The 24,339-nt window shown below is 43.0% G+C and carries 26 protein-coding genes; 4 read left to right on the top strand and 22 right to left on the bottom strand.

The genetic code is table 11. The annotated features are described in order from the left end of the window. The 21 genes from C5745_RS07270 to C5745_RS07170 form a co-directional block, all read right to left on the bottom strand. A partial coding sequence (locus C5745_RS07270) for an IS256 family transposase (RefSeq protein ID WP_207795739.1) occupies positions 1 to 661 on the bottom strand: 661 nt, incomplete at its 3' end. A 224-nt stretch (positions 662 to 885) separates the two neighbouring features. Continuing rightward, positions 886 to 1,413 carry an SAM-dependent methyltransferase gene (locus tag C5745_RS07265; protein WP_105716341.1) on the bottom strand — a complete coding sequence of 176 codons (528 nt, stop codon included), beginning with the start codon at positions 1,411 to 1,413 and terminating at the stop codon, positions 886 to 888. Positions 1,414 to 1,495: 82 nt separating this feature from the next. Beyond that, complete coding sequence (locus C5745_RS07260; RefSeq protein WP_105716319.1) at positions 1,496 to 2,905, bottom strand: APC family permease; 1,410 nt, start codon at positions 2,903 to 2,905, stop codon at positions 1,496 to 1,498. 111 nt (positions 2,906 to 3,016) lie between these two features. After that, positions 3,017 to 5,203, bottom strand: a complete 2,187-nt coding sequence (locus C5745_RS07255; RefSeq protein ID WP_105716318.1) for a TonB-dependent siderophore receptor — start codon at positions 5,201 to 5,203, stop codon at positions 3,017 to 3,019. Then, the gene (locus tag C5745_RS07250) at positions 5,203 to 5,754 is read right to left on the bottom strand and encodes a GNAT family N-acetyltransferase (RefSeq protein ID WP_105716317.1); all 552 of its coding nucleotides are present in this window, start codon (positions 5,752 to 5,754) and stop codon (positions 5,203 to 5,205) included. The genes C5745_RS07255 and C5745_RS07250 overlap by 1 nt, the downstream gene beginning before the upstream one ends. Beyond that, on the bottom strand, positions 5,751 to 6,527 hold the full coding sequence (locus C5745_RS07245; RefSeq protein WP_105716316.1) for an ABC transporter ATP-binding protein: 777 nt from the start codon (positions 6,525 to 6,527) through the stop codon (positions 5,751 to 5,753). Before C5745_RS07245 ends, C5745_RS07250 begins: the two co-directional genes overlap by 4 nt. Further along, positions 6,524 to 7,537 carry a FecCD family ABC transporter permease gene (locus tag C5745_RS07240; RefSeq protein WP_105716315.1) on the bottom strand — a complete coding sequence of 338 codons (1,014 nt, stop codon included), beginning with the start codon at positions 7,535 to 7,537 and terminating at the stop codon, positions 6,524 to 6,526. Before C5745_RS07240 ends, C5745_RS07245 begins: the two co-directional genes overlap by 4 nt. 3 nt (positions 7,538 to 7,540) lie before the next feature. Continuing rightward, positions 7,541 to 8,563 (bottom strand): ABC transporter substrate-binding protein, encoded by a 1,023-nt coding sequence (locus C5745_RS07235; RefSeq protein WP_243403275.1) that lies wholly within the window; start codon positions 8,561 to 8,563, stop codon positions 7,541 to 7,543. 20 nt (positions 8,564 to 8,583) lie between these two features. Beyond that, a complete protein-coding gene (locus C5745_RS07230; protein WP_105716314.1) occupies positions 8,584 to 9,000 on the bottom strand; it encodes an urease accessory protein UreE in 417 nt (138 codons plus the stop codon). 12 nt (positions 9,001 to 9,012) lie between these two features. Then, the gene (hypB, locus tag C5745_RS07225; protein WP_105716313.1) at positions 9,013 to 9,726 is read right to left on the bottom strand and encodes a hydrogenase nickel incorporation protein HypB; all 714 of its coding nucleotides are present in this window, start codon (positions 9,724 to 9,726) and stop codon (positions 9,013 to 9,015) included. Beyond that, positions 9,726 to 10,073 carry a hydrogenase maturation nickel metallochaperone HypA/HybF gene (locus C5745_RS07220; RefSeq protein ID WP_105716312.1) on the bottom strand — a complete coding sequence of 116 codons (348 nt, stop codon included), beginning with the start codon at positions 10,071 to 10,073 and terminating at the stop codon, positions 9,726 to 9,728. Before C5745_RS07220 ends, hypB begins: the two co-directional genes overlap by 1 nt. A 13-nt stretch (positions 10,074 to 10,086) precedes the next feature. Then, complete coding sequence (locus tag C5745_RS07215; RefSeq protein ID WP_105716311.1) at positions 10,087 to 11,127, bottom strand: urease accessory protein UreD; 1,041 nt, start codon at positions 11,125 to 11,127, stop codon at positions 10,087 to 10,089. Positions 11,128 to 11,139: 12 nt separating this feature from the next. Next, positions 11,140 to 11,751 carry an urease accessory protein UreG gene (gene ureG / locus C5745_RS07210; RefSeq protein WP_105716310.1) on the bottom strand — a complete coding sequence of 204 codons (612 nt, stop codon included), beginning with the start codon at positions 11,749 to 11,751 and terminating at the stop codon, positions 11,140 to 11,142. An 8-nt stretch (positions 11,752 to 11,759) separates the two neighbouring features. Beyond that, positions 11,760 to 12,446 (bottom strand): urease accessory protein UreF, encoded by a 687-nt coding sequence (locus C5745_RS07205; protein ID WP_105716309.1) that lies wholly within the window; start codon positions 12,444 to 12,446, stop codon positions 11,760 to 11,762. Beyond that, positions 12,443 to 12,937, bottom strand: a complete 495-nt coding sequence (locus C5745_RS07200; RefSeq protein ID WP_243403274.1) for an urease accessory protein UreE — start codon at positions 12,935 to 12,937, stop codon at positions 12,443 to 12,445. The genes C5745_RS07205 and C5745_RS07200 overlap by 4 nt, the downstream gene beginning before the upstream one ends. After that, positions 12,938 to 14,794 (bottom strand): urease subunit alpha, encoded by a 1,857-nt coding sequence (gene ureC, locus C5745_RS07195; protein ID WP_105716308.1) that lies wholly within the window; start codon positions 14,792 to 14,794, stop codon positions 12,938 to 12,940. A 15-nt stretch (positions 14,795 to 14,809) separates the two neighbouring features. Next, positions 14,810 to 15,181 carry an urease subunit beta gene (gene ureB / locus C5745_RS07190; RefSeq protein WP_105716307.1) on the bottom strand — a complete coding sequence of 124 codons (372 nt, stop codon included), beginning with the start codon at positions 15,179 to 15,181 and terminating at the stop codon, positions 14,810 to 14,812. A gap of 18 nt (positions 15,182 to 15,199) precedes the next feature. After that, positions 15,200 to 15,502 carry an urease subunit gamma gene (gene ureA, locus C5745_RS07185; protein WP_105716306.1) on the bottom strand — a complete coding sequence of 101 codons (303 nt, stop codon included), beginning with the start codon at positions 15,500 to 15,502 and terminating at the stop codon, positions 15,200 to 15,202. A gap of 46 nt (positions 15,503 to 15,548) precedes the next feature. Further along, entirely contained in the window at positions 15,549 to 16,751 is a 1,203-nt protein-coding gene (locus C5745_RS07180) for a porin (protein WP_105716305.1), read from the bottom strand. Positions 16,752 to 16,835: 84 nt separating this feature from the next. After that, complete coding sequence (locus C5745_RS07175) at positions 16,836 to 18,209, bottom strand: sensor histidine kinase (RefSeq protein ID WP_105716304.1); 1,374 nt, start codon at positions 18,207 to 18,209, stop codon at positions 16,836 to 16,838. Further along, positions 18,199 to 18,879, bottom strand: coding sequence for a response regulator transcription factor (locus C5745_RS07170; RefSeq protein WP_105716303.1), 681 nt, complete (start codon positions 18,877 to 18,879; stop codon positions 18,199 to 18,201). The genes C5745_RS07175 and C5745_RS07170 overlap by 11 nt, the downstream gene beginning before the upstream one ends. Positions 18,880 to 19,119: 240 nt before the next feature. Here C5745_RS07170 and C5745_RS07165 point away from each other — a divergent pair, with 240 nt between their 5' ends. The 3 genes from C5745_RS07165 to C5745_RS07155 all read left to right on the top strand — a co-directional run bounded on the left by C5745_RS07165 (position 19,120) and on the right by C5745_RS07155 (position 22,854). Next, positions 19,120 to 20,118, top strand: a complete 999-nt coding sequence (locus C5745_RS07165; protein ID WP_105716302.1) for a beta-ketoacyl-ACP synthase III — start codon at positions 19,120 to 19,122, stop codon at positions 20,116 to 20,118. Between the two features lie 204 nt (positions 20,119 to 20,322). Further along, positions 20,323 to 21,573 (top strand): PQQ-dependent sugar dehydrogenase, encoded by a 1,251-nt coding sequence (locus C5745_RS07160; RefSeq protein ID WP_105716301.1) that lies wholly within the window; start codon positions 20,323 to 20,325, stop codon positions 21,571 to 21,573. Between the two features lie 75 nt (positions 21,574 to 21,648). Continuing rightward, the gene (locus tag C5745_RS07155; RefSeq protein WP_105716300.1) at positions 21,649 to 22,854 is read left to right on the top strand and encodes an MDR family MFS transporter; all 1,206 of its coding nucleotides are present in this window, start codon (positions 21,649 to 21,651) and stop codon (positions 22,852 to 22,854) included. Between the two features lie 12 nt (positions 22,855 to 22,866). Here the strand turns inward: C5745_RS07155 and recR are convergent, their stop codons facing one another. Continuing rightward, positions 22,867 to 23,481 carry a recombination mediator RecR gene (gene recR, locus C5745_RS07150; RefSeq protein ID WP_105716299.1) on the bottom strand — a complete coding sequence of 205 codons (615 nt, stop codon included), beginning with the start codon at positions 23,479 to 23,481 and terminating at the stop codon, positions 22,867 to 22,869. 57 nt (positions 23,482 to 23,538) lie between these two features. On the opposite strand from recR, the gene C5745_RS07145 reads away from it, so the two are divergent. Further along, positions 23,539 to 24,243, top strand: a complete 705-nt coding sequence (locus tag C5745_RS07145; protein ID WP_105716298.1) for an LOG family protein — start codon at positions 23,539 to 23,541, stop codon at positions 24,241 to 24,243. The last annotated feature ends 96 nt before the right edge of the window (positions 24,244 to 24,339 follow it).

Raw genomic sequence — 24,339 nt, 5'->3', positions numbered from 1 at the left:
TCAGTACCGAAAGCCAGAACTTGGCCCCTTCATTTTCCGAAAGATAAATGCCGATCAGGTCTTTCCGACCATCCCTGTTTACCCCAAGTATATTGTACACCGCACGGGTCTGGACACTGCCATTGTCCTTAACTTTATAATGCATACAATCCAGAAAAACAAAGGGATATACCGATTCAAGCGGGCGGTTTCGCCATTCGTTCAGCGCAGGGATAACCTTGTCGGTAATATTGGAGATCTCCGTAGCAGATATATCCATGGCGTACATCTCCTTAACATAACCCGAGATATCCCGCGTACTCATGCCCCTGGCATACATCGCTATAACGTTGCCTTCCAGTTCGTCAGTGATAATCAACTGCCGTTTAGGAACTATTTTTGGCTCGAATGTGCCGTTTCGGTCCCGGCCGCTCTCCAGTTCAAAATGTCCTGATTGAAGGCTCCTGACCGTTTTTTTCGTCTTCCCATTTTTACGGTTGATCTCTCCGGAAGCTTTATTCTCCTGTAGGTGGTGGTCCAGCTCTCCCTCCAACATGCTTTCCAGTAGATGTTTCAGCATCGGAGCAAAAACTCCGTCTGTACCGCCCATTTTCTTGCCCTCATAAAGGCCTTTCATAGCTTCCTCTTTGAAGCTTTCGAAGTCAAAATTGTCTTTACTCATGTTCTGTGTCTAAATATAGAAATTCTTTATTTGACACAGTTTACTTTACACCCTCTGTTTACTTTTATTTACGCCTTGCACCATCCCCTCCTTAACTTTTAAGGTCGCATCCGAATGTTTTACAACTGCACAAATTCATCCTTAGTACTATTCCAAATGTAAAACATCCGAAGCGACGATTTTTTTTGGTTCTTTTTTGAGGGAAAAAAGAACACTTAAAGCTATTAACGATTAGGAACAGTCCATAAGAATATAGTGCTTCCGTTTACGGTGATGGTTTTCTCAGGTTCCCAATCGCCCATATCAAAAGCATGTGATACCACACGTGTTCCCGGCTTCAGTTCTTCCAGGATTTTCGGACGTAACTTTAAATTGACTTGGGGTAGTAAATAGAGCGTCAGTACATCGGCTTTACTAAAGTCAAAATCAAACAGATTTCCCTGTATAAAGGTAACTTTATCGGTTACACCTGCTTCTTTTGCATTTTCGTTCGCCTCCTTAATACGTTCCGGATCCAGATCAACGCCCGTCGATGTAGCTCCACGTTTAGCAGCGGCGATTGCTATACGTCCATCACCGCAACCTAAATCATAATGGATATCCCCCGCCTTCACGCCTGCCAAATCTAACATCGCGTCCACTACCGCTTGCTTTGTAGGCACATATGGAACGTCCAAATTAGGCTTTTGTGCAAAGACCTGGAAGCCGACCAATAAACAAAAGACCAGTAAATAGTTTTTCAATGCATTCATTTTTTTAAAATTTAAAGAGCCAAACATTATTTTTTCAATTAATTATACAAAACCAAGCCCACCGTAATATAGTACCCTCAAATCATACCTTTTGTTTCAACTTCGGTATGAAAAAGAAAAACACCATTCCCAACAGCAATACAGCTACACCAAGCCACGCTCCACTGCCAGCGAACATCAGGCTGGAGTACAATAAGTACAAGGAGGTAAGGCAAAAAATAATGGGAAGCACCGGGTATAATGGCACCTTAAAGGGACGTACCGCGTGTGGCTCCTTGTAACGCAAGACAAAGAGCGAAAGCCCGGTACATAAAATAAAAAACCAAAAAATCGGTGCTGTAAAATCCACCATAGATTCGAATCCACTACGAGCAAAAGAGCCGACAATAATCAGTAAAATCGCGATTGCTCCTTGTACCAAAAGTGCATTGACAGGCGTGGACGTTTCGGACTTCCAGGTCCGCATAAAGGAAAAAATCGGAAAATCTCTACCCAGCGCGTGATTGGTACGCGCGCCGGTAAAAATAGTTGCGTTAGTGGATGTCAACGCGGCTAGAATCACCAATAAACCTATAAAAAAGACCCCCGTGTCTCCCATAACGACACGCATTGTTTCTACCCCCACGGCTTCCGAAGATGCCAGTCCTTCAATGCCTAAGACATTGAGATAGGCTAAATTAATTAGTATATAAATAGCGGTAATGATCAGGATGCTGGCTATCATTACCAAAGCCATCTTCTTGCTGCCGCCGCGCATCTCTGCGGATATATAGCCCGCTTCGTTCCAGCCTCCGAAAGTTAATAGCACCATCACCATAGCCCCTCCTATTGCCGGTGTAATTCCTGAGCTGGCAGGTTCGGCTGTTGTATCAACGCTATTTTCGGGCACGAACAAAAAACCGGCAATAACCAAGACGAGTAAACCGATGAATTGCAGACAAACAAACAGCTTCTGTGCGCCGGTTCCGACGTGCACACCGATAACATTAACGAATGTAAGCCCTATGACTACTAGTGCGGCGTATATCGAAGAAGAAAACGCGCCCACGCTATACAATTCACTCATATAGTCGCCTACTATAAATGCCAACAACGCTATGGAACCCGTTTGGATGATACTCATTCTTGCCCAAGCAAACAGAAATGCAAAGCGTCGACCAAAAGCCCGGTGTAAAAAATGATAATCGCCACCCGTATTGGGAAAAGCAGTACTCAGCTCCGCATAACACATCGCACCAATAAGGGAAATCACGCCGCCCAACACCCACACGCCGAGAAATAATTCCGAACTACCTGTGTTTGCGGCAACAATGGAGGAGGTCCGAAAAATACCTGCTCCTACGACGACACCAATGATAACGACGATGGCGTCTACTACACGTAAACGCGGTTTTGGGCTATTGGTATTATCGTTTCTTTTGGTAAAATCGTTACTGTCGTTCGGTTGTGTTATACTTTTGAGACGGTCTTCCAAGTTCTGCGTGTCTTTCATGCGCGCTTTCTGTTATATGGAGTTTATGAATTTTCCCCATATAATAGTACAAACAACTATCCAAATTGTTTACCGTATTCCCTGACATTATTGAAGATAGTACCTACGAAACTAAAACGAAAAGCCTAAAGACAACATCGCTGTCCGTGGCGTCCCTACAAAACCCCTTGTATAATCAAAACCACCTAAATAATAATACTTATCGAATATATTGTTGATATTGAGGCTCAGCCGAGCTCCGCTTATATGATAATATAATGCGGCATTCCAGACCTGGTAAGCGGGCCATTCTCCCCACCTCATATTCCCCTGATCGTCTATTGCCATCGGGTTCTCCATCCGCCTGCTGTTCATAAAATTCGTTCCACCACCAAATCCCAGTCCTTTTAACGCGGCATGCGGAATAACATACTTCATCCATATGCTCCCCATATGCTTCGGTGCATTAGCTAATGGCATACCGACCTCCATTTCTCGCGAGGAGGATTTCACCTCGGTGCGGTTAAAGCTGTAATTTGCCATCACCTGGAGTTCTTTCGTTACCTGCCCTCTGAAATCCAATTCTACCCCTTGTGAGATAACCCTTCCCGATTGCCTATATACCGGAAAACCACTGTCGCCCATTTCGCCTGTAGCAATTAGCATGTTTTCTCTACCGATATGGAATATAGAAAGCTCTGTTTGCAATTGATTGCTAAAGAACCCTGCTTTCAATCCGGTTTCCACTTGAAAACTACGCTCGGGCAAAAACGGGCGATCCCCACCGTATTGTTCGTGGTTGTGAATAAAATCTGCCCCAACCGGAACATATCCCTGCGAATAGCTCGCGAAATAATTCACTTGGTCATTGATATGGTATGTCAACCCGAAACGAGGTAACCAAGCGTGTTGGCTCGTTTCATAAGACCGCGCCAAATCCGCACTACTCGAACGGTAATATTCATGCCGCAAGCCGACAATTACGTTTAGGCGTTCACCAATAGTCATCTGGTCTTGCAGATAAAAGCCTATACTTTTGTACGGATTCAAAAACGGAAATTCAGCTTGGGCTAACCACACGTAAGATCCTACATCAATAACATCCCGTACTGGGCTTTCCAGATCAATCGTCAGCGGCACTTCTTCTCCATCCAACATACGGCGTCTTGCCTCGCGCTGTACGTTATTTTTATCTCCACCGTATTGTGCGTAGTCTACCCCCAACACGAAACGATGTGCATGGCCTGGCTTTTGCAGGTTGTAGCTTAGATAACTTACGAGATTATCCGTATAATCCTTTACTTTCTTTGAAAGAAAGCGCATGTTCATAATGGTATTCTCTGGCGGATTGGCATACGTATTCAGTGTACGGAATTCATTCAGATCCTCACTATATATTGATTTCATGTAGTTTACATGCAAAGACAAATCGCTGGTGATGTATTGTGACAAACGGGTCGAAAACGTCAAGAACCTGGAACGGTAAAAATCTGTCGGTTGATTTACATTGAACGCTCTATCCTGCCCATAGAAATCATTATTTCGGATGCCAAGACCTCTATCCAAAAACCCATCAAAATCATCATAGGTTAAGTCCACATCAATCTGTGTTCCTTCTGCAGGACGAAATCTAAAAGAGGGAGCAACCAATATATTTTTTCGCTGGTTATTATCTCGAAATGTACGTGACGCTTCGTAAGCCAGATTGAGTCTATACAAAAATCGGCTGTCTTTATCCAAAGGGCCACCCATATCCAATGTAGACCGAAGTGTTTGAAAGCTTCCTACACTAAAACCAATATTCGTTTTTTGTTCTTCGAGCGGCTTTTTCGTCACCAGATTAATCGTCCCACCCGGTACGATATCACCAAATAGCGAAGCCCCTGGACCTTTCAGCACCTCGATACTTTCCAAATTTGCTGTTAGCGGTGCACGCCAAAAACTAGTCCCATAGCCATAGGCTGAGCGCATTCCGTTCACCAAACGAAGACCACTTGCATAACCACTGTTAAAACCTCGTATGGTTAAATCGTCATAAACAGATGCTTGGCTCACACCGGCCAGATCCTGTACCATATCCGTAATCTGAAAAGCTTGTCGATCCTCCATGAATTCACGACTCACTAACGATACCGATTGCGGGAGATCTTTCAATATTCCCGAAAACTTACCACCCAGCTCCGTCGTATTGATTAAATACGAATTGTTCCGCCTACCGGTAATCAATACCTCTTCTAAGGTGACGACAGTGGTATCTACTTGCGCATAGCTCATCACTGCGCAACACAGTAAACAAAACGTATAAAAAGCTTTTGCCATCAGCGGTTCTCCATAAATGAAGTAAAAGTATCTGTCGTTATCACTTTCGTCTTATCCAGTGTCATGTGCAATGTCTCAAAACCAGATTCTTCACATGCCAAGACCAAATCGAACCCCTGCTTTAACCAAAACTCATAAGCACCTTCCAGAAAAGGATGTGTATGTAAATACAATAATTCAACGCCCTGTTGCTTTCCTATAGTTTTCAACCGCTGTACAAGTGCTGTCCCGAGACCCGATTTCCGGTAGGCGGGCTCAACATATAACCTCGCGACTTCGACAATCTTGCTCCCCGTAAAAGAAAAATAGGGAAAACGATTATCATATGCCATCATACCTATGGTGCCGATGAGCTTTCCTTGTTTTGTACGCGCTTGTAAAAAAGCCCCTACATCGGTGTGTACATACGTTGAAGAAAAATCTCTTAAATCTCTCGGTATAACCTGATGGTTCAACATGGGAAATAGATGCTCCCGTGTTTTCAATACGTAGGCGATAACTTCTTCACGATCTCGTATGCCTACAGGTAATATGTCTATATCGTTTATCATAAACGCTTCCGTTTAGGGATTATCAATGTTCGTCCATCATGCTGGACATCTGTTAAAGCAACATTATAGGTGTTTTCTAAAGTGGAAAGCAACACAGCTGGGTCTTTCTCTTCTAACCCATGTAATTTTTTGTCTTGCATCACATAAAATCGATCGCCATATAAAAGTGCAAGGTTAGGATCATGCATCACAGACACCACTGTTGTACCAGCTTCGACCAAACGCTTGAGATGTTCCATCACCGCAACCTGGTAATGCAGGTCCAGGTGATTTGTTGGTTCATCGAGTAGCAGTACATCCGGTTGTTGCACCAAAATTCGGCACAGCAAAACCAATTGCCTCTCCCCTCCCGAGAGCGCCGTATATGGCTTATCCTTTAGGTGCCACAACCCGAAGGCACGCAGATTTTCTGCCACTAAGTCAAGATCCACTTGCCGTGGAGCAAACCTAGAAAATGCGGCTCGACCTGTTAGTACCACATCGAACACGGTAAACGGAAAAGTAGTTTGGTGAAATTGCGTCATGAAGCCGATCCGAAAATCACTGTTCTTTCCCCACTTGATATGTTTCCGATCTTGATTGCCAAACAGCACTTCGCCTTGATAGTGGCGTTCCATACCCGATAGAATATTAAAAAGTGTCGATTTTCCACTCCCGTTTCTACCAAGAATAACCGTCAGCTCGGATGCATAGAAATTTGCTGTCAGTTCGGCCAGCACTTGCTGCTTTCCGAACGAAAAGGAGAGGTTATGAATTTGTATCAACTCTTTCATGCGTTCCAGTTTACAGCATTTTTACGCATTAAGTAAATAAATAAGGGTGCGCCCAAGATCATAGTGAATACACCCACCGGAATTTCAAATGGCATGACAGCACGTGAGAAGTCATCAATTAGCAGCAGAAATGTTCCACCGATACTCATATTAGCGAAAACGCCTATTTGATTGTTAGGTCCGAAGGCGATACGGCTAATATGGGGCACAATCAATCCGAATAAACTAATCATGCCCACCGAAGCGACCGCCGATGCCGTAATCATTGTTGCAAGCCCTACAATAATAAACTTAATATTTCGGGGATTAACCCCCACTGCCATCGCCTCTTGGTCGCCAAGCGCCAATAAATTAAGTTTCCAGCGGAGTGCAGCAATAGCCACCAATCCGCCTCCTATCGGTAAAAATGCTGTCTGTACCTTATCCCATGAAGCCGTGTGCAGATTTCCCATTGTCCACTGTACAATGGCCTGTAATTTATAGGGGTCACTCAAATACTGTAATATGGTCAAGAACGCCGTAAAAACACCTGTTATAATCATTCCGGATAGTACCATCGTTATCAACGAAGTCCGTACACCCGAATAAGAGACGAGGTAGGTAATCCCTACCGCTAACACCCCAAATAAAAACGCAGAGAGATTAATCGGTATCAACGGTATCAACATGGACAATGCCGCACCGAAGGCCGCACCGGAGGATATACCTAATGAAAACGGGTCGACAATCGGATTTCTGAAAATGGCTTGCAACACCCCTCCTGACACCGCCAATGCGGCTCCCACCATGAAGGTAAGCAAAATACGAGGTAAGCGGACTTGCCAGAGGATGGTCTCGATATCGGTATACGGTTCTCCTGACACGTCAGCCCAAAGCCGCTGTATAGCCGTCCAGGTATAGCGGGTTAAATCCAATACGCCTATATAGCCCGTACTACCCAAAGACAGGGAGAAGAACAACACGACAAGCGGCATTAGGACGAGCAGAAGGATCTTCAAACGCTGTTGCATAGTTTAGCCCCCCTCCTTCGCGCTGTGATAGAGCTTGTCCATTGCTTCTTGAATTTGGGTTTTCAAAAGCTCCGCGCTTTCTTCCGGATAACACCAATGCCGCAGCTGCTTGGCAAAAAGCATAAATTTAAGGGTATGCGGGTCAAAGTTGAACGTAGGTGTCAGCACGTACACTTCTTTATTTTTCACAGCAGGAAGGGCAGTTAACTCCTTAAGTGTATAGACATCCGCTAACTTAGAATTCCATAGCACAATAATATCCGGATTCCAGCTGTACAGCGATTCCGCCCCAATATTCGGAGCTTCCATTTCCAACGTGCAAGCATTTGTCGCGCCCGCCGCCTCAATGGATAAATCCATCAGTGAGCCTCTGCCGGAAGTCGAAAGTATACGTCCTTTGGACCAGGCGTAATATACCTTTTTACGAACGCTATCCACCGGTCTTTCCATTTTGATCAACTCTTCTTCTACATAGGAAATAAGCTCCTCTGCTCGCTCCTCTTTACCTACTAATGTAGCAACACCCCGTAGTTCTTTGTAAATACGCTGTTTGTTTTTACTGGAAACAGCATAAACGGGGATATTTAACTCTTCCAACTGAACGATGGTCTCCTTATCTTGCTCATACACGATAGCCAAGTCCGGTCTTAATCCAACAATGGACTCCACGTTATTCGCTCGCCCACCATAGGTGGGTGTCGCAATTTCTTTACGCGCTATACGTTTATCTAATTTAGACAAAAACTGGTAAGAGGACTCATTTTGATAAACCTGTTCGGGAATGCCTACGATGCTTGCCCCTGCCTGCAACATATACAGTTCGTCCACCATGGGTTCAAACAACACCACCACCCGTTTAGCAGGCTGGGTCAATGCTATTTTTAAGCCCCTGCTGTCTTCCGCAACATAAGCGCTGCCTTCCTTATGGTTATGCTGTGTAGTTTGTTGACAGCTCGTCAGCAGCAATGCAATACACCACCATAACGACACGTATCTAAAATCTACACCTGTATATCTTTGCATCATTTTATATTGTACCAATCTTCTTACATGTAATTTCCGAAAGCTTTGATGGTATATTCTGCGTCCAGTACTTTGGTCTCCATCTTTACCTTTTCCCCATATTTACCAAATAACGCTTGAAATAGACGCCCATCGTAAGACACTACGATTTGATCGTCTATACAAAATATAGGCAAATGGCGATTGCCTACATCAAAGCAAAAGCTTCCAATGGTCGCCATATCGTCCGCATGTAACACGATGCATGTACAAGGTTGAATCCGCGCTTTCACGATAACCTTATCTGTGGCGTAGACAACCTCGCCATCGTGGATAGGATTCTTCGGAAACCGAGAGAGGGAAACATCGCTGCCCCCCTCGGTCTTCCGTCTGATTACTGTTCGATTGACCTCATACCATTGGAGCGGTAAAAAGTCTATTTTTGGATCGGAAGCATGCATTTTTATCGTTTTTTATACTATGCTCACTGCCTTTTTTGCAGCCACTTTCTGTTTCAACCAATTGCACCATGCATCAATTCCTTCACCATTTAATGTACTGATTGATATCATTTCCAAATTGGGGTTAACTTCACGTGCATCTTTTGTTACCGCTTCAAGCGAGAACGGGACATAAGGCAATAAATCTGCTTTTGAAACAAGCATCAATTCACTCGTTAGGAACATACGTGGATATTTCTTTGGTTTATCATCACCTTCGGTAGAAGCTAGCAATGTGACGCGGTAATCCTCTCCTAGGTCGAATGCAGCAGGGCAAAGCAAATTGCCTACATTTTCAATAAACAATAAATCGACACCATCTAAATTGATATGATCCAGTGCCTGCAAAACCATCTGTGCTTCAATATGACACATACCGCCTGTTACAATTTGTAAAGCATTGATGCCAACTTCGCGCATACGGACAGCATCACGTTCGGTTTCGGGGTCGCCCACTAAAACCGCTATATTTAACTCGCTGCTTAGACGCTTGCCTGTTTCTTGCATTAAAGTCGTTTTTCCGCTTCCCGGGGAAGAACATACATTAATAACACAGACATCTTTCAGACGCTCCCGAATTGCTTTGGCTACGAAATCGTTGGCCTTCAATAGATTCAGCGTGGTATTATCACACTGGACCGAACCTACCGGCATTTGATTACTCTTTGGGGTTGTTGGGTTACTCATTATTTATCCTCCTGAAATGTTACTTGACTAATTCTTAATTCTTCACCTTGTATTATGCTATCTGACGGTTCCCCGCAGTCGCATACAAATCGATGATATTTCACTTCAAACTGTTTATCACAACTTTTACAATACGCTACGATAGGTAATATAGACACTTCCAATTCCGTATTTTTAAACCTTGTATCATCCAATACATACGCTTCGAAGGCATTCTGAATCAATATCGGTTGCAAGCTGCTTAACAAGCCTGCCTCCAGATTAATTTTGACAATAGCTTCATATTTATCCGGATAAGCCTCTTCTAACGTTCTAAAAATATCTTTAACAATACCTAACTCATGCATATCAATCTTATATTTAAACCGCTTTCTTACTTGTCTTCCGTTCCGTATCTTTTTTTACTATTTTTTCCCCTTTGCTTACCGTCTTCTTTTTGACAGCTGTTTTCGTATCCACCGTTTTGGAGGTTACTCCTTTCGACTCTGTTTTCTTTAGTGTGTTTGCCTTCTTGGCAACTACACTTCTTACTTCCTTCTTCTCGAGATCCGTACCCGCCATATCTCGCTGTGCTACTTCAGCTTCAAGCTTCGTCGTTTCTTCAGCTTTTACCGCTAATTGATCATGTGTAAAGACCCAACACATTTGTGCCAACATAGTTAAAAAGCTATATAGCAATTCCCCATCCGTGCCCACTGCGCGCAGCATGAGCGTGTTATCCGCGCATTCGGTAAACCCAAACGAGACATCCTCATACTCCATCGTTAGAATCTCATCCATCTCGTCTTTCATTAGCTTCGCGAACGGACCACAATAAAACAGTGTCGCCTGATGCGTATATCCTTCAAAAAACAACAAATCAGATACGGGCTGCTCCCGGGGTAATAAACACTGATTATCAGTCACCAACAATTTGCCATCTTTATAAATACGTGTAATGCTGTGCAATTTTTGAAAAGCAAACACTTCGTTCCGATGTATTCTCCCGGCACTGATGATATCACCCCAAATTAAGGTTGCGTCATCATCGATATGGATAGTATTGACCGTCTTAAAAATAGAATCCTTAAAGGGGGTTACGGGATGTGGCACGTAGTTAAAAACACTATCCCTGTCCAATCTCACATTTGTCTCTTGAGAAGCACCCTCTTTCATCGGGTGTAGCTTATTGAAAGACTGTGTAAAAAGCTTCAAATGTGCACTCTCTTTGACATGTACATCGATTACTAGCGAATCTTTGTCCAAAATCCCCGGAGAGGCACTCATGATAATCATTTCCAAATGATCTTGCGCCCGGGGCGAACCATAATGCGTCAACTTATAGGGTGCATTATGATAGCTTTCCTTCAGCAAACTCCGATTTCCTTCTCTTTCTACATTAATCTTGATTATACTATCCATCAATACCGACTGTTATTGCTCTAATAAGGCGTGTTTTTTAATCCAGTTCTTGACATCTTCGAGTCCTTGCAATGTCATCAGGTTCGTAAAAATAAATGGCCGTTCGCCTCGCATCCTTTTAGCATCGCTTTCCATAACGTTCAAATCAGCGTTTACATAGGGCGCCAGATCTATCTTATTAATCAACAGCAAATCTGACCGTGTGATGCCTGGTCCACCTTTACGCGGAATTTTTTCGCCCTCGGCCACATCGATTACAAAGATGGTTACATCAGCCAAATCAGGGCTAAACGTAGCCGTAAGATTATCACCGCCACTTTCCACAAACACAATCTGCGTGTCCGGAAATCGTTGTACTAGGTCCTCTACCGCTTCGATATTCATCGATGCATCTTCACGAATAGCCGTATGTGGACATCCACCTGTTTCCACGCCCGCAATGCGCTCTGCCGGCAACGCGGAATTTTTTTGTAAAAACTGCGCGTCTTCGCGCGTATATATATCATTTGTAACAACACAGATGCTGTAATCTTCTGACATCGATCGTGTTAATCTTTCAATCAAGGCCGTCTTTCCGGAGCCTACCGGGCCGGCCACGCCTATTTTCACATAATTTCTTTCCATCGTAATGATTAAGAGATATAAATTCTTGTATAAAGTTTTTCATGCTGCATGCAACGAATATCCTGCACAACACAACAGTTCCCTATCATGTCTGTATCCATATCCGACTGCTTATCAACCAGTTCTTTTATCAAAGACTGGAGTTTAAAGAGAATCTTCTGTCCGTCCATTTGACTGATCGGAACAAGCTTAGCGCAGTTAGTTACAATTCCATTTAATGAATTATAATAAAATGCACTCAATGCATCCTCCAAAGTAATATTTTGGGCGTGGGCGTACATCGCAAACGCCATCGCGTAATGCCCGTGTGCTTCGCCTGCTTGAATAGCTTCCAAATAGGTTTTGCAACGCCTTACAGACTGGAAGTTTTCAACCACTTTCAGAAACCGTATCGCCAATTTTTTACTGGCTTCTCTGATTTCATATGGTGATTTAAGCGATGTAATAAAGCTGTCAAGTTCGATCAATTTTTGCTTCAATGCCTTCTTATCGCATATTTTCCATGTTTCATAAAAAAAAGCGGCATCGTTATAAAAGAAGTTGTAACGTAACATCTTTTCGGCATAAGCTTCGGTAGATTTACTATCGTGTACTATACCTTTATGGATATAAGTTTCCAAACCATAGGAGTGGGTAAAGCTTCCTATTGGGAAAACAGAATCATTAATTTGCAGCAACGTCAGTAATGGATTCATTCGCTTTTTGCTAATGTGATATTAAATTTTGTTTTTGTTGACCACGCATGCATTTTTAACGTATGCGTTTGCAGAATCACCCGGGTATCTACCGTGACCTGATATTCACCGATCACTAATAGTTGATGCAGGGGCGACTCATAGGCCAATATCACCTCCGCGGTTTCATTGATATAGATAGGTAAATGGCGGTTACCTATCTCAAAACAGACTCTCGCCATTTCCATACTATCGCGGGGATGAAAAATTAGACAAAGGCAAGGTAATATACTGACGACAATACGTTGCTGTTCGTCTTCAAACAAGATGTCGCCATCCTGTAGCGGCGCACCGCTTAGATTCCGAAAGCCAATTTCCTGGCCATTCACTGTACGCACCCTCAAGATTCGTTTTTCGGTATCGAACCATTCCAGTTCAACTCGATCAGTCGATTTTTCTTTCAGCGCATCATCTGTCCGTATATTACCTGCTATGCCATTGGATACGATCATTTAGAACAAGAAATAACGTTGTGCCATCGGAAGTTCCGCCAGCGGTTCACAAGTTGCTAATACACCGTCTACCGTTACTTCATAGGTTTCCGGATTCACCTCAATATTCGGTGTCGCATCATTATGTACCATGTCTTTCTTCATGACATCGCGACAACCTGATACCGGTAAACTTTGTCTAGATAATCCCAAAGACTTGATCGTCCCATTATCAATAGAAGCTTTTGATACAAAATTGAAAGATGTTTTGGTTTTGGCCTTTCCGTAGTTACCAAACATCTGGCGATAAATAATAGGCTGAGGTGTCGGAATAGAGGCATTCGCATCCCCCATTTTCGAACTCAGAATCATCCCGCCTTTAATAATCATCTCTGGCTTAACACCAAACATTTCCGGCTTCCACAGCACTAGATCTGCAAATTTCCCCACTTCTACCGAGCCCACATACTGATCGATACCGTGCGCTTTTGCCGGATTGATCGTGAATTTAGAGACATAGCGTTTCACACGAAAATTATCGTTGTTGGTAGCTTTGTCTTGCTCTAACGGTCCGCGCTGTATCTTCATTTTATGTGCTGTCTGCCAAGTTCTAGAAATCACTTCGCCTACGCGTCCCATCGCCTGACTGTCCGAACTCATGATCGAGAAAACGCCCATATCCTGCAAGATGTCTTCCGCTGCAATAGTTTGCGGACGGATACGCGAATCAGCAAAGGCCACATCTTCTTTTACGTTTTTATCCAAGTGGTGACAAACCATTAACATATCCAGATGTTCCTCCGCGGTGTTAATAGTGAACGGTTTTGTTGGATTCGTCGACGCTGGAATAACATTGGGATACATGGAAATCTTAATGATATCCGGCGCATGCCCTCCTCCCGCACCTTCGGTGTGGAACGTATGAATTACACGACCATTGATAGCTGCAACAGTGTCTTCCAAAAACCCAGCTTCATTCAAGGTATCGGTGTGGATAGCCACCTGTATATCATATTTGTCAGCCGTTTTCAAGGCTGCATCGATAACAGAAGGTGTCGCGCCCCAGTCTTCATGAATTTTCAATCCTAAAGCTCCTGCTTCAATCTGTTCTTCTAACGCTTTTAATCCTGTTACATTTCCCTTACCGAAGAAACCAACATTAATGGGCAATTCCTCAAATGCCTCCAGCATTTTTTGAATAAACCATTTACCTGGCGTCACGGTAGTTGCATTTGTACCATCAGCCGGCCCTGTACCACCACCAATAAATGTCGTAACACCACTATATAGAGCGGTTTCTACCTGTGTTGGACTGATAAAATGGATATGTGTATCCACCCCGCCAGCCGTAAGAATATAACCAGCGCCACCGTGCACCTCTGTTGACGGCCCAATAACCATACCCGGCGTCACACCATCCTGCACATCTGGATTACCCGCCTTACCGATTCCCACGATTTTGCCATCTTTAATACCGACATCCGCTTTCACGATCCCCCAGTGGTCAATAATAATCACGTTGTTGATACAAAAATCAAGTACATCCTCGTCACGCAAGGCACGTGCCGACTGCCCCATACCATCACGGATCGTTTTGCCACCACCGAACTTATTTTCTTCGCCGTAGACTGCGTAATCTTTTTCAATTTCGATCAACAGTTCCGTATCTGCTAGACGAACACGGTCACCCGTAGTCGGGCCAAATAGCGAAGCGTATTTATCTCGTGGTATATATAAAGCACCGTCATCGTCATAATGAATCGACGATTTATCCAAGCCTAGTTTTTCGAGACCTAAGGCGTTTAGTTTTGTCGTAGCAACTCCTGCAGTTGCCAGTCCGACAATCTTAATCCAGTCTCTTCTGTTCCATTCTCCCATAATATGTTCTTTTAATTATTTAGAAGATTTAAAATTCTGTTTCTTCATTTTATCGATAGCCGAAGCTTTCACCTTCGCATTGGTATACTTACCATTGGTCAAGCCATTGAAACCGTGGATTTCTTTGTTTCCACCGATGTCTACCAATATGACATTTTTCTTCTCACCTGGTTCGAAACGGACCGCTGTACTGGCCGGAATATTCAGGCGCATGCCAAATGCCTCTTCTCTGTTAAACTCCAAGTCTTTATTCACCTCAAAAAAGTGATAGTGCGACCCCACTTGAATAGGTCTGTCGCCTGTATTAGCTACCGATATCGTCTTGGTTTTATAGCCAACGTTCGCTTTGATATCGTCATTCTTCAAAAAGTATTCTCCTGGAACCATTTTCTTAGATTTTAAGGGTTAACGAATAGGATTGTGTACGGTTACTAATTTCGTGCCGTCCGGGAAAGTGACCTCGATCTGTACGTCATGTATCATTTCCGGCACGCCTTCCATAACCTGCTTTCTTTTCAGAAGTGTTGTCCCATACTCCATCAATTCCGCAACGGTTTTGCCGTCACGCGCACGCTCCATCAGTTCCATACTGATATACGCGATACATTCAGGGTAATTGAGTTTCACTCCCCTTTTTAGCCTCTTAGCTGCAAGTTCGCCAGCTGTATGAAGCATTAGTTTTTCGATTTCACGTGGTGTTAAACGCATAATAGTTATCGATTTATTTTATTCTATTAGTAATTCCTTAAAGCTATTATAATAAGGGGATCGTAAAATAAGCCCCCAATGCTAATCTGTTAAGCTGTTGCCGCTCCACATTCATTTTATCTGCGTAAGCTATGCTGTTGCCGATATAACCTAAATAGAAACGCATGTCTTGTTTTCGGAACGGCTTGTGTTGCAGCGCGGCAAAGTAAGTATAGTTCTGTCTAAAATTCTTACCCAGTTCCTCGTCCTTCGCACTTCCGGCGGTTTCTACAGCACCTTTCAACGCGATTTCCCACTTATCTGTTAGAAATTGATCATAACGCAACACCGCTGATTTATAAACAATATCTTTACCTAATACCCTGTCTGCTCCTGTATGGTTATAAAAATCATTGATTCCATTGGATGCAATCAACGCATGGTCGACGCCCATGTGAGAATACTGCAGATCTAAATAAACCATTTGCTTATTGGTTTTATACTTATTCGCCAATGAAATAGCGTGATTGGTATGTTTGTCCGCAAACTGAGAAACATGATAAGACCATTTCGTATGTATTCTTTGGTCGGCAAAAGCCCCCACCCAAGTAAAATAGGCACCCATCGGCACTTTTGAACGTTCCAAATCACCTATAGCAAAACCATTGTTTAAAATGCGGTCATCGAAATTGTCATTCACCGTGTTGTGCACCTGTACGTGAAAGGAATGATTTGGGTTTACGTGATAGCCCAACTTTGCCCCCGTTACGAATAAGTTCAATATACGGTCTACATAATCCGTAAACATAAATTCGTAAATCGGGTTGTTTTCAAATTCATACGATCCCACCATCGCACTTTGCTTACCTACTGTGACATCCCAATTTCGGTTCTTACCAAATTTGTATTTGATGTTTGCAAAGTCCAATGCCGGAGCACCATTGTCCAATGAGTTCTGAGAGAATGGACGGTTCAGACGAAGACGTACACTATACGATAAATCCTCGTTGTAGTTTCCGTGAAGATGGAGCCGGATCTCCTCCATTTTTGCCCTGGTCAGGGCCTCGTCCCTACCTAGGTTGTCGCCAACAAGCGCACCTCGAAACAGCACATCAAAATTAAACAGCTGGGATTGATCGGGCTCGCGTTCCAACGTATCCTGGACAGCAGTTGATTGCACCCCAACGGTATCTGACTTTTTATCCCCGTCATTTGTATAACCGGCCTTTACTACAAAGCCTAAAGTCAAAAACAGTAAAACTTTCTTCATGAATTTTAATTAAACCTACTTTCTACAATTATACTACCACCATATAAGAACCGCATTAAACTAAGATTAGAACGAAATTAGAAATCAAACAGGAATTTCAATCGTCACACTTGTTCCGTGATTTTCAATCGAAGCGATCGCAAGTTTGGCACCGTGCAAGTCGAAAATATTCTTCGTTAAAACGAGCCCCAAACCATTTCCGTATATCTGTCCAACATTAGAAGCTCTAAAAAATGACTCGAAAATATGGGGTTGATCTTGCTTCGGGATACCGATGCCGTCGTCCGTAATTTTTACTATAACATTATTTAAATGACATTCCAATGAGACCGTCACTGTATTGTCGTCCCCGAATTTACATGCGTTAGACAATAGGTTACTAAATGCAATATAAAATAAATCCGGGTTGACAAATACATTCAACCGATGACTTTCATTTGGAATATTCGAAAAATCCAAGTGGATACGGGCTTCTGGATTAACGGCCTTTTCATTACGACGCACCTCATAAAGCAGTTCATCTATCCGTATGAGTTGCTTATTTTTTATTTTCCGGTCAAATCCAGAACGTGAAAGCAATAAGAGATTGTTGACAATCAAAGCCATTTTGTTGGTTTGCTTTGATATCGTCTCTACGGAATAATAAGCTTCATGCTGCTTATCCAAACTCTGTAGTGCCAACTCTGCTTCCCCCCCGATAATGGTTAATGGGGTACGCAGAGAATGCGAAGCATTCCCTATAAAACTTTGTTGGGATTTCATCGAAATATCTAGGCGGTTCATCATCGAATTAAAGTTAGCAATTAATGTTCCTATTTCATCGCTTTCACTATTAAATTTATTTTGCAACCGCATATCCAAACGGGAAATATCAATCTGCGTAAGGTCGTCGTTGATCGCCTGGATAGGTACCAGCAATTTATTTGCAAAATAAAAAGACAATAAAAAAACAAGTGCAACGGCGATTAATGCACCCGACACGACGGTCCGATCTAACGTACGCTGTTCATCGTGTCCATATTCATCTACCCCTTCCGAAATGACTAATAAATCTTCTTTATGCAGCGAGTCAACAAAGAACACAGCTACATACGACGTTTTTTCATGAAGATACTGGGCTTTACCGCTGACAATCGCTTCTCTATAAAAAGAAGCGGGCATCGGAAGATCAGGTTTAAACCGTAAATTCGTGCTATCTTTTACAATCCGAATGAGATAATCTTTTCCCGCTGACAGTTGCGCCAGGTACTTACGCCTTACTTCATAATATATTTGATTATTATATTCGTCATTTTGGACAATATGGTTTCCCACGATGGTGGCATTCTCTTCCAGGCGATGGTAAAACTTAGTCTGCAGACTATCACGCGTGAAATACGATACATATATGGCGAACGACACAATATAAAATATTGAGATCGTCGTAAAAAGTAAAATAATCCGGGTCTTAATTTTCATTTCTCAACACATAACCCATGCCGATCACCGTGTGAATCAGCTTCTTATTAAATGGGTGGTCAATTTTTTTTCGTAGATAATTCACATAGACATCAACAACATTTGTACCCATATTGAAGTCCATACTCCACACTTTCTCCAGGATATCTACCCGGGACAATACTTTATTTTTGTTTATGAGCAGATATTCCAACAATCGATATTCTGTAGCAGTCAGTATAATAAGTGTGTCGCCACGAACCACGGTTTTACTGTCCCGATCAATCACCAAGTTACCAATAGAAACGGTATTTGGCGTGGATTTTCGGTTCGTTGCACGACGTGAAAACCGGTTCACCCTCGCTCGAAGCTCATCTAGCTTAAAAGGCTTGGTCAAATAATCGTCGGCATCCCGATTGAATGCTTCAACAATATCCTCGGTTTGATTTAATGCACTTAAAATAAGAATAGGCACCTCCTCATTTGCCATGCGTATATTCTTACAAACATCCAGCCCATTCATTCCTGGCAGCATCACGTCGAGGATAATCAAATCATAACGATTCAGCCCTGCCATTTTGAGGCCAGTGAAGCCATCCATGGCTATACTAATCCGATGATTTTCTCCTTTAAGCCCGCGTTCTATCAACGATATCACCGACGGCTCATCCTCTATTAAAAGTATTTCCAAACTTCTTCTCCGTTAGTAACAAAAAAATTGATTCAACCATGTGATTTCTCAACATTTGCCTGTGAGGTAAATATACATTTTAACGGCTTTGTGGGAGCACCTTCGATTCAATTTTTTCTAATGTTTCTATTTTTTTACGTTTGGGTTACCAAAAACAAATAGTTCCAATATTTTATCTTATCCAAACTAATTATAAAAATCCCTATCTTTGCCCTGTTTTTATTTTGAGAAACCAAATTTATGCAAAACATTTATTCTTCCCGACCCCATGCTGCTATTACTGCTATAGGTGGTTATGTTCCGCAAGGGCGAAGAACCAACTTCGATTTAGAGCAGGTATGTGACACTTCGGACGAATGGATTGTAAAACGTACAGGAATTAAGGAGCGTCGTATTCTAGAGCAGGGATTGGCAACGTCGGATATGGCGGTGATGGCCATCCAGGATTTATGTACGCGATACGCCAAAGATATTGCTGATGTCGACGCCATTATCGTAGCAACCTCAACGCCGGACGTCTTGATGCCCGCAACAGCCAACATCATCGCTCGCAAACTGGGTTTAAAAAATGTATGGGCTTTCGACATGAACGCCGCTTGTTCGGGATTTCTATACGCATTGGATATGGGCGCTTCGCTGGTAGAAACCGAACGATATAAAAATGTACTTATTGTCGGAGCAGACAACATCAGCGCATTCGTGGATATCCATGACCGTTCCACTAATATTCTTTTCGGGGACGGGGCCGGCGTAATTTGGCTGGAACCATCGGCAGAAGCTGGCGTGATGGATGCCTTTATGCAAAGCAATGGCGACGGACGTGAGTTTCTAAATATTGAAGGCGGTGGCTCCTTGTACCCAGCTGGCCACGACACATCAGACGATGAACGTAGATACCTACGGCAGGACGGCAAAGTCGTATTCAAGCAAGCCGTACAATCGATGAGCAACGCCTGCAAGCATATTCTAGACCGCAATCAATTGGGTATAGAACAAGTTGACTGGCTCGTACCACATCAAGCCAATAAACGTATCATTGACGCCGTCGGTAAGGAGATTAATATCCAGGGAGAGAAAACATTAACGAATATAGCATACCGCGGTAATACCATTGCAGCTACCATTCCACTGTGTATCTGGGAAAATATTAAATTGATACAAAAAGGCGACCTGCTGATGTTGACCGCATTTGGAGCAGGATTTTCTTGGGGAGCCAGTTTGCTGCGATGGATGATATAGTGGTATTTCATAAGAAAAATTAAAAAATATTTGTTTTTTAACCAAAACGACCTTATCTTTGCAGCATCATAATTTAGGTTTATAATTGGTTAGCTAAAGGTTTTCATTCTCCCCGTTTGAAAACCTTTTTTTATGCTTTACGAAAACATTTTCATACATTTAGTGCTTAAATAAAAAGACATATTAAAAAATAATATTTAACAGATGAAACGAACATTTCCAGCTTTTTTATTATTATCGACAGCGTCGTTAATAGTTGCTTCTTGCGATAGTAATGGGGCTTCCAAAACGTCAGACAACAACGCTGTAACAGACAGTATCTATCCCCCTGTAGAAAAAAACAAACCCAATACGGACTATAAACCTGCTTTTGAAGGTCAGACCCGGGCTCCGGGCGTAAAGACGCAGACACCATATGAAAGCCACGTTGTAACAGATAAGCTCGAATCTCCTTGGGGAATCGCCGTACTTCCAGATGGCCGTCTCTTAATTACAGAAAATGAAGGCAGTATGCGCATCGTTTCCGAAAACGGCGAACTTAGTGAAGCGATTGGTGGCATCCCGGAAGTGGACGCACGTGGCCAAGGCGGGCTTCTTGGGCTTACACTCGACCCTGACTTTAGTTCCAACAGAATGGTATACTGGGTATTTTCCGAGCCCGTAGCAGGTGGTAACCATACCGCAGTCGCCAAAGGCCGTTTGGCAGACGATGAAAAGTCCATCGAAAATGCGCAGGTCATCTATCAAGCGCTGCCAACCTATGATGGAAGGCTTCACTACGGCGGACGTATCATCTTTGATAAAGAGGGCCACTTGTTCGTGGGCACTGGAGAACGTTCTGATATAGAAACGAGACCGCAAGCACAAGACCTCCAGTCTGCTTTGGGAAAAATTGTACGCATCACAAAAGACGGTCAGCCCGCCCCTGGCAATCCTTTTGCTTCAAACCAAGAAGCTCGTCCGGAAATTTATAGCTACGGAAACCGAAATGTTCAAGGATTGGCAATACATCCTGAAACTGGAGATCTATGGTCTACAGAATTTGGTCCACGTGGAGGCGATGAACTTAACCGCATAGAAGCAGGAAAAAATTATGGGTGGCCTATTATTACCTATGGGCTAGAGTATAGTGGAAAGGAAATTGGAAATCCTCCTATTCAACAACAAGAGGGATTAGAACAACCCGTTTATTACTGGGATCCTGTATTATCCCCGAGCGGTCTTACATTCTATACTGGTGATGCTATTCCAGAATGGAAAAACAATTTGTTTAATGGAGGCTTAAGTAGTACACATATCGCTCGGCTCGTTATAAAAGATAATAAGGTGGTCGGCGAAGAAAGGCTTCTCGAGAAAGAAGGGCAGCGTTTCCGTGATGTCGCACAAGGTAAGAACGGTGAAATATTTACAATTACAGACGCAGGTAGACTTTACAAAATACATAAAAAAAGCTAGTCAGTCTTTATTTAAAAAGTTATAGACGGACGCTTTAAAAGGTGTCCGTTTGTTTTTTACACATTCTTTCATGATTTGAAAAAATTAGTACAACTCTATAAGAACTCCTATCGGGGTTTATCTACTGAAGCTTGGTTATTAGCCTTAGTGATGCTTATTAACCGTACAGGCTCGATGGTAATTCCATTTCTGAGTATGTACATGGCATCGGAACTGCATTTCAGCAAAGCACAGGTCGGAATGGTATTAGGCTGCTTTGGGCTGGGCTCTGTTTGTGGCTCCTGGTTGGGTGGCTGGTTAACCGACCGACTGGGTAATTTCCGAGTACAAGCAACCAGCTTATTACTTGCAGTTCCTATTTTTATTATGCTGCCGCAGTTCAGAACCTTCGAAAGCTTAGCGGGTATGATTTTCCTGCTGACCCTCGTTGCCGACACCTTTCGCCCCGCCAACTCCGTCGCTGTCGCCCGGTACGCTAAACCAGAAAATTTGACAAAAGCCTACTCCCTCAACCGCATGGCGGTCAATCTTGGCTTTTCTGTAGGCCCGGCATTGGGCGGTTTTCTGGCTATGATTTCTTACAGCTGGATTTTTTACGGTAATGCTATTGCTGCATTATCCGCGGCTGTTGTCTTCCTTATCTTTTTCCGAAACCGCAAGCCACGCTCTACCGCACCCTTACAGCAGAAAGAGGAAAAAATAATCACAAAAAATGACAGAAATGCCTACCGAGATGTGCCTTTCATCGTCTTCAACGTTTTCTGTTGTCTATTTTCTATGGCCTTCTTTCAACTGTTGAGTACAGTTCCCCTGTATTATAAAGAAGTTATTGAACTGTCAGAAGTACAAATTGGAATGCTTTTAGGTTTCAATGGCTTCAGCATTGTCGTGTTTGAGATGCTGTTAGTACACGGTGTTGAACGTCGCTTTTCCCCTCGGCAAGTCATGATTTTTGGCACTGCTGTCGCAGGAATTTCGTATTTCATGCTATCTATTCCATTGGGTATTGCCTGGCTATATTTTGCGATGTTCGTTCTTTGCGTAGGCGAAATGCTTACCTTACCTTTTACAGCGACCATCAGCGCATCGCGAGCTACACCGAATACACAAGGTGCCTATATGGGATTCAACTCATTGGCATTCGCGGCCGCCAATATCTTTTCGCCCTATTTGGGCACATACGTCGCCGCGCATTTCGGTTATCAAATCTTATGGTTCGGTACCGCCGGATTATTAATTTTCACCAGTATCGGTTTTTCATGGATATTAAAGAAAATGTAGTGTAGGGCTATCCTACCCTATATTTCTTTCGTAAGGCACACGCGTAGCGATAGACCGCCCTAACGTTATTTCATCAACATATTCCAATTCACCGCCAAAAGCAATACCCCTAGCGATCGTGCTCACCTGCACATCAAAATCCTTCAGTTTTCTATACAGATAGAAAATCGTAGTATCGCCCTCCATGGTCGCACTAAGCGCTAAAATAATTTCCCGAACCGTACCGTTCTTCAATCGCTCCATCAGTGCGTCAATCTTCAGGTCGGAAGGGCCTACTCCATCCATCGGCGAAATAAGCCCACCGAGAACATGGTAGACCCCTTGGTATTGATTCGTATTCTCAATAGCCATCACGTCTCGCGTATCTTCCACCACACAGATTGTTTCATGATCCCGCTTTACAGACGTACAAATTTCGCACACTTCCTGATCGGAAATATTAAAACAGGTTGTACAATAACGGATCTGTTCTTTAAGCTGGTCTATAGAATGGGTAAAACGGCTTACGTCACTATTTGATTGCTTTAACAAATGTAACACTAAACGTAGGGCTGTTTTTTTGCCTATTCCAGGCAAACGCCCAAATTCATCTACTGCCTGCTCTAAAAGTCGTGACGAAAAATGCATGCACAAAAATAAGTAAAAAAATCCCTATCTTGGAAATCTCAATAAGTTGTATTATATATGGTTAAAGAAGACAAAATCAGAAGCTCGTTTGCCAATAAAACTTGGCAAGAAATAAAGGTAAAAGACTCATGGCAGATTTTTAAAATCATGGCCGAATTTGTTGATGGTTTCGAAAAACTCGCTAAAATAGGCCCTTGCGTCTCGATATTTGGCTCCGCCCGGACCCAATCAAACCACAAATATTATGAAATTACGGTAGAAATAGCGCGCTTGCTTGCCGACAAGGGTTACGGCGTGATCTCGGGAGGTGGCCCCGGAATTATGGAAGCAGCCAATAAAGGTGCATACGAAGCAGGTGGTAAATCGGTTGGATTGAATATCGAGCTGCCGTTTGAACAGTTTCATAACAAATACATAGATCGGGATAAGCTGTTAGAATTCAATTATTTCTTCGTTCGCAAGGTTATGTTCACCAAATATTCGCAAGGATACATTGTAATGCCGGGAGGTTTTGGTACGATGGACGAACTTTTTGAAGCCATGACCTTAATCCAAACCGGAAAGATAGCTCGTTTCCCAATCGTTTTGGTCGGAACCGAGTACTGGAAAGGTTTATTCGATTGGATCGAACAGAGCATGCTTGGTAACGCCTATATTTCGGAGGAAGACCTGAAACTCTACCGATTTGTAGACACCGCTGAGGAAGCAGCAGACCATATCTTCCGTTTCTACGACAAATATTTAATGAAGCCGAATTTTTAGTGTTCCGGCTTTTACGCAATTGGGGGGCTTTATTGACCCTCCAATTAAACTTTATCAGTAGCAGACCGTTCTACTATCAATACGAAATAACAGTTA

Source organism: Sphingobacterium haloxyli, from assembly GCF_002980525.1.
Lineage (GTDB): Bacteria > Bacteroidota > Bacteroidia > Sphingobacteriales > Sphingobacteriaceae > Sphingobacterium > Sphingobacterium haloxyli.
Note: the sequence above shows the minus strand (reverse complement) of the source record. Positions and strands in the feature narration are given on the sequence as shown.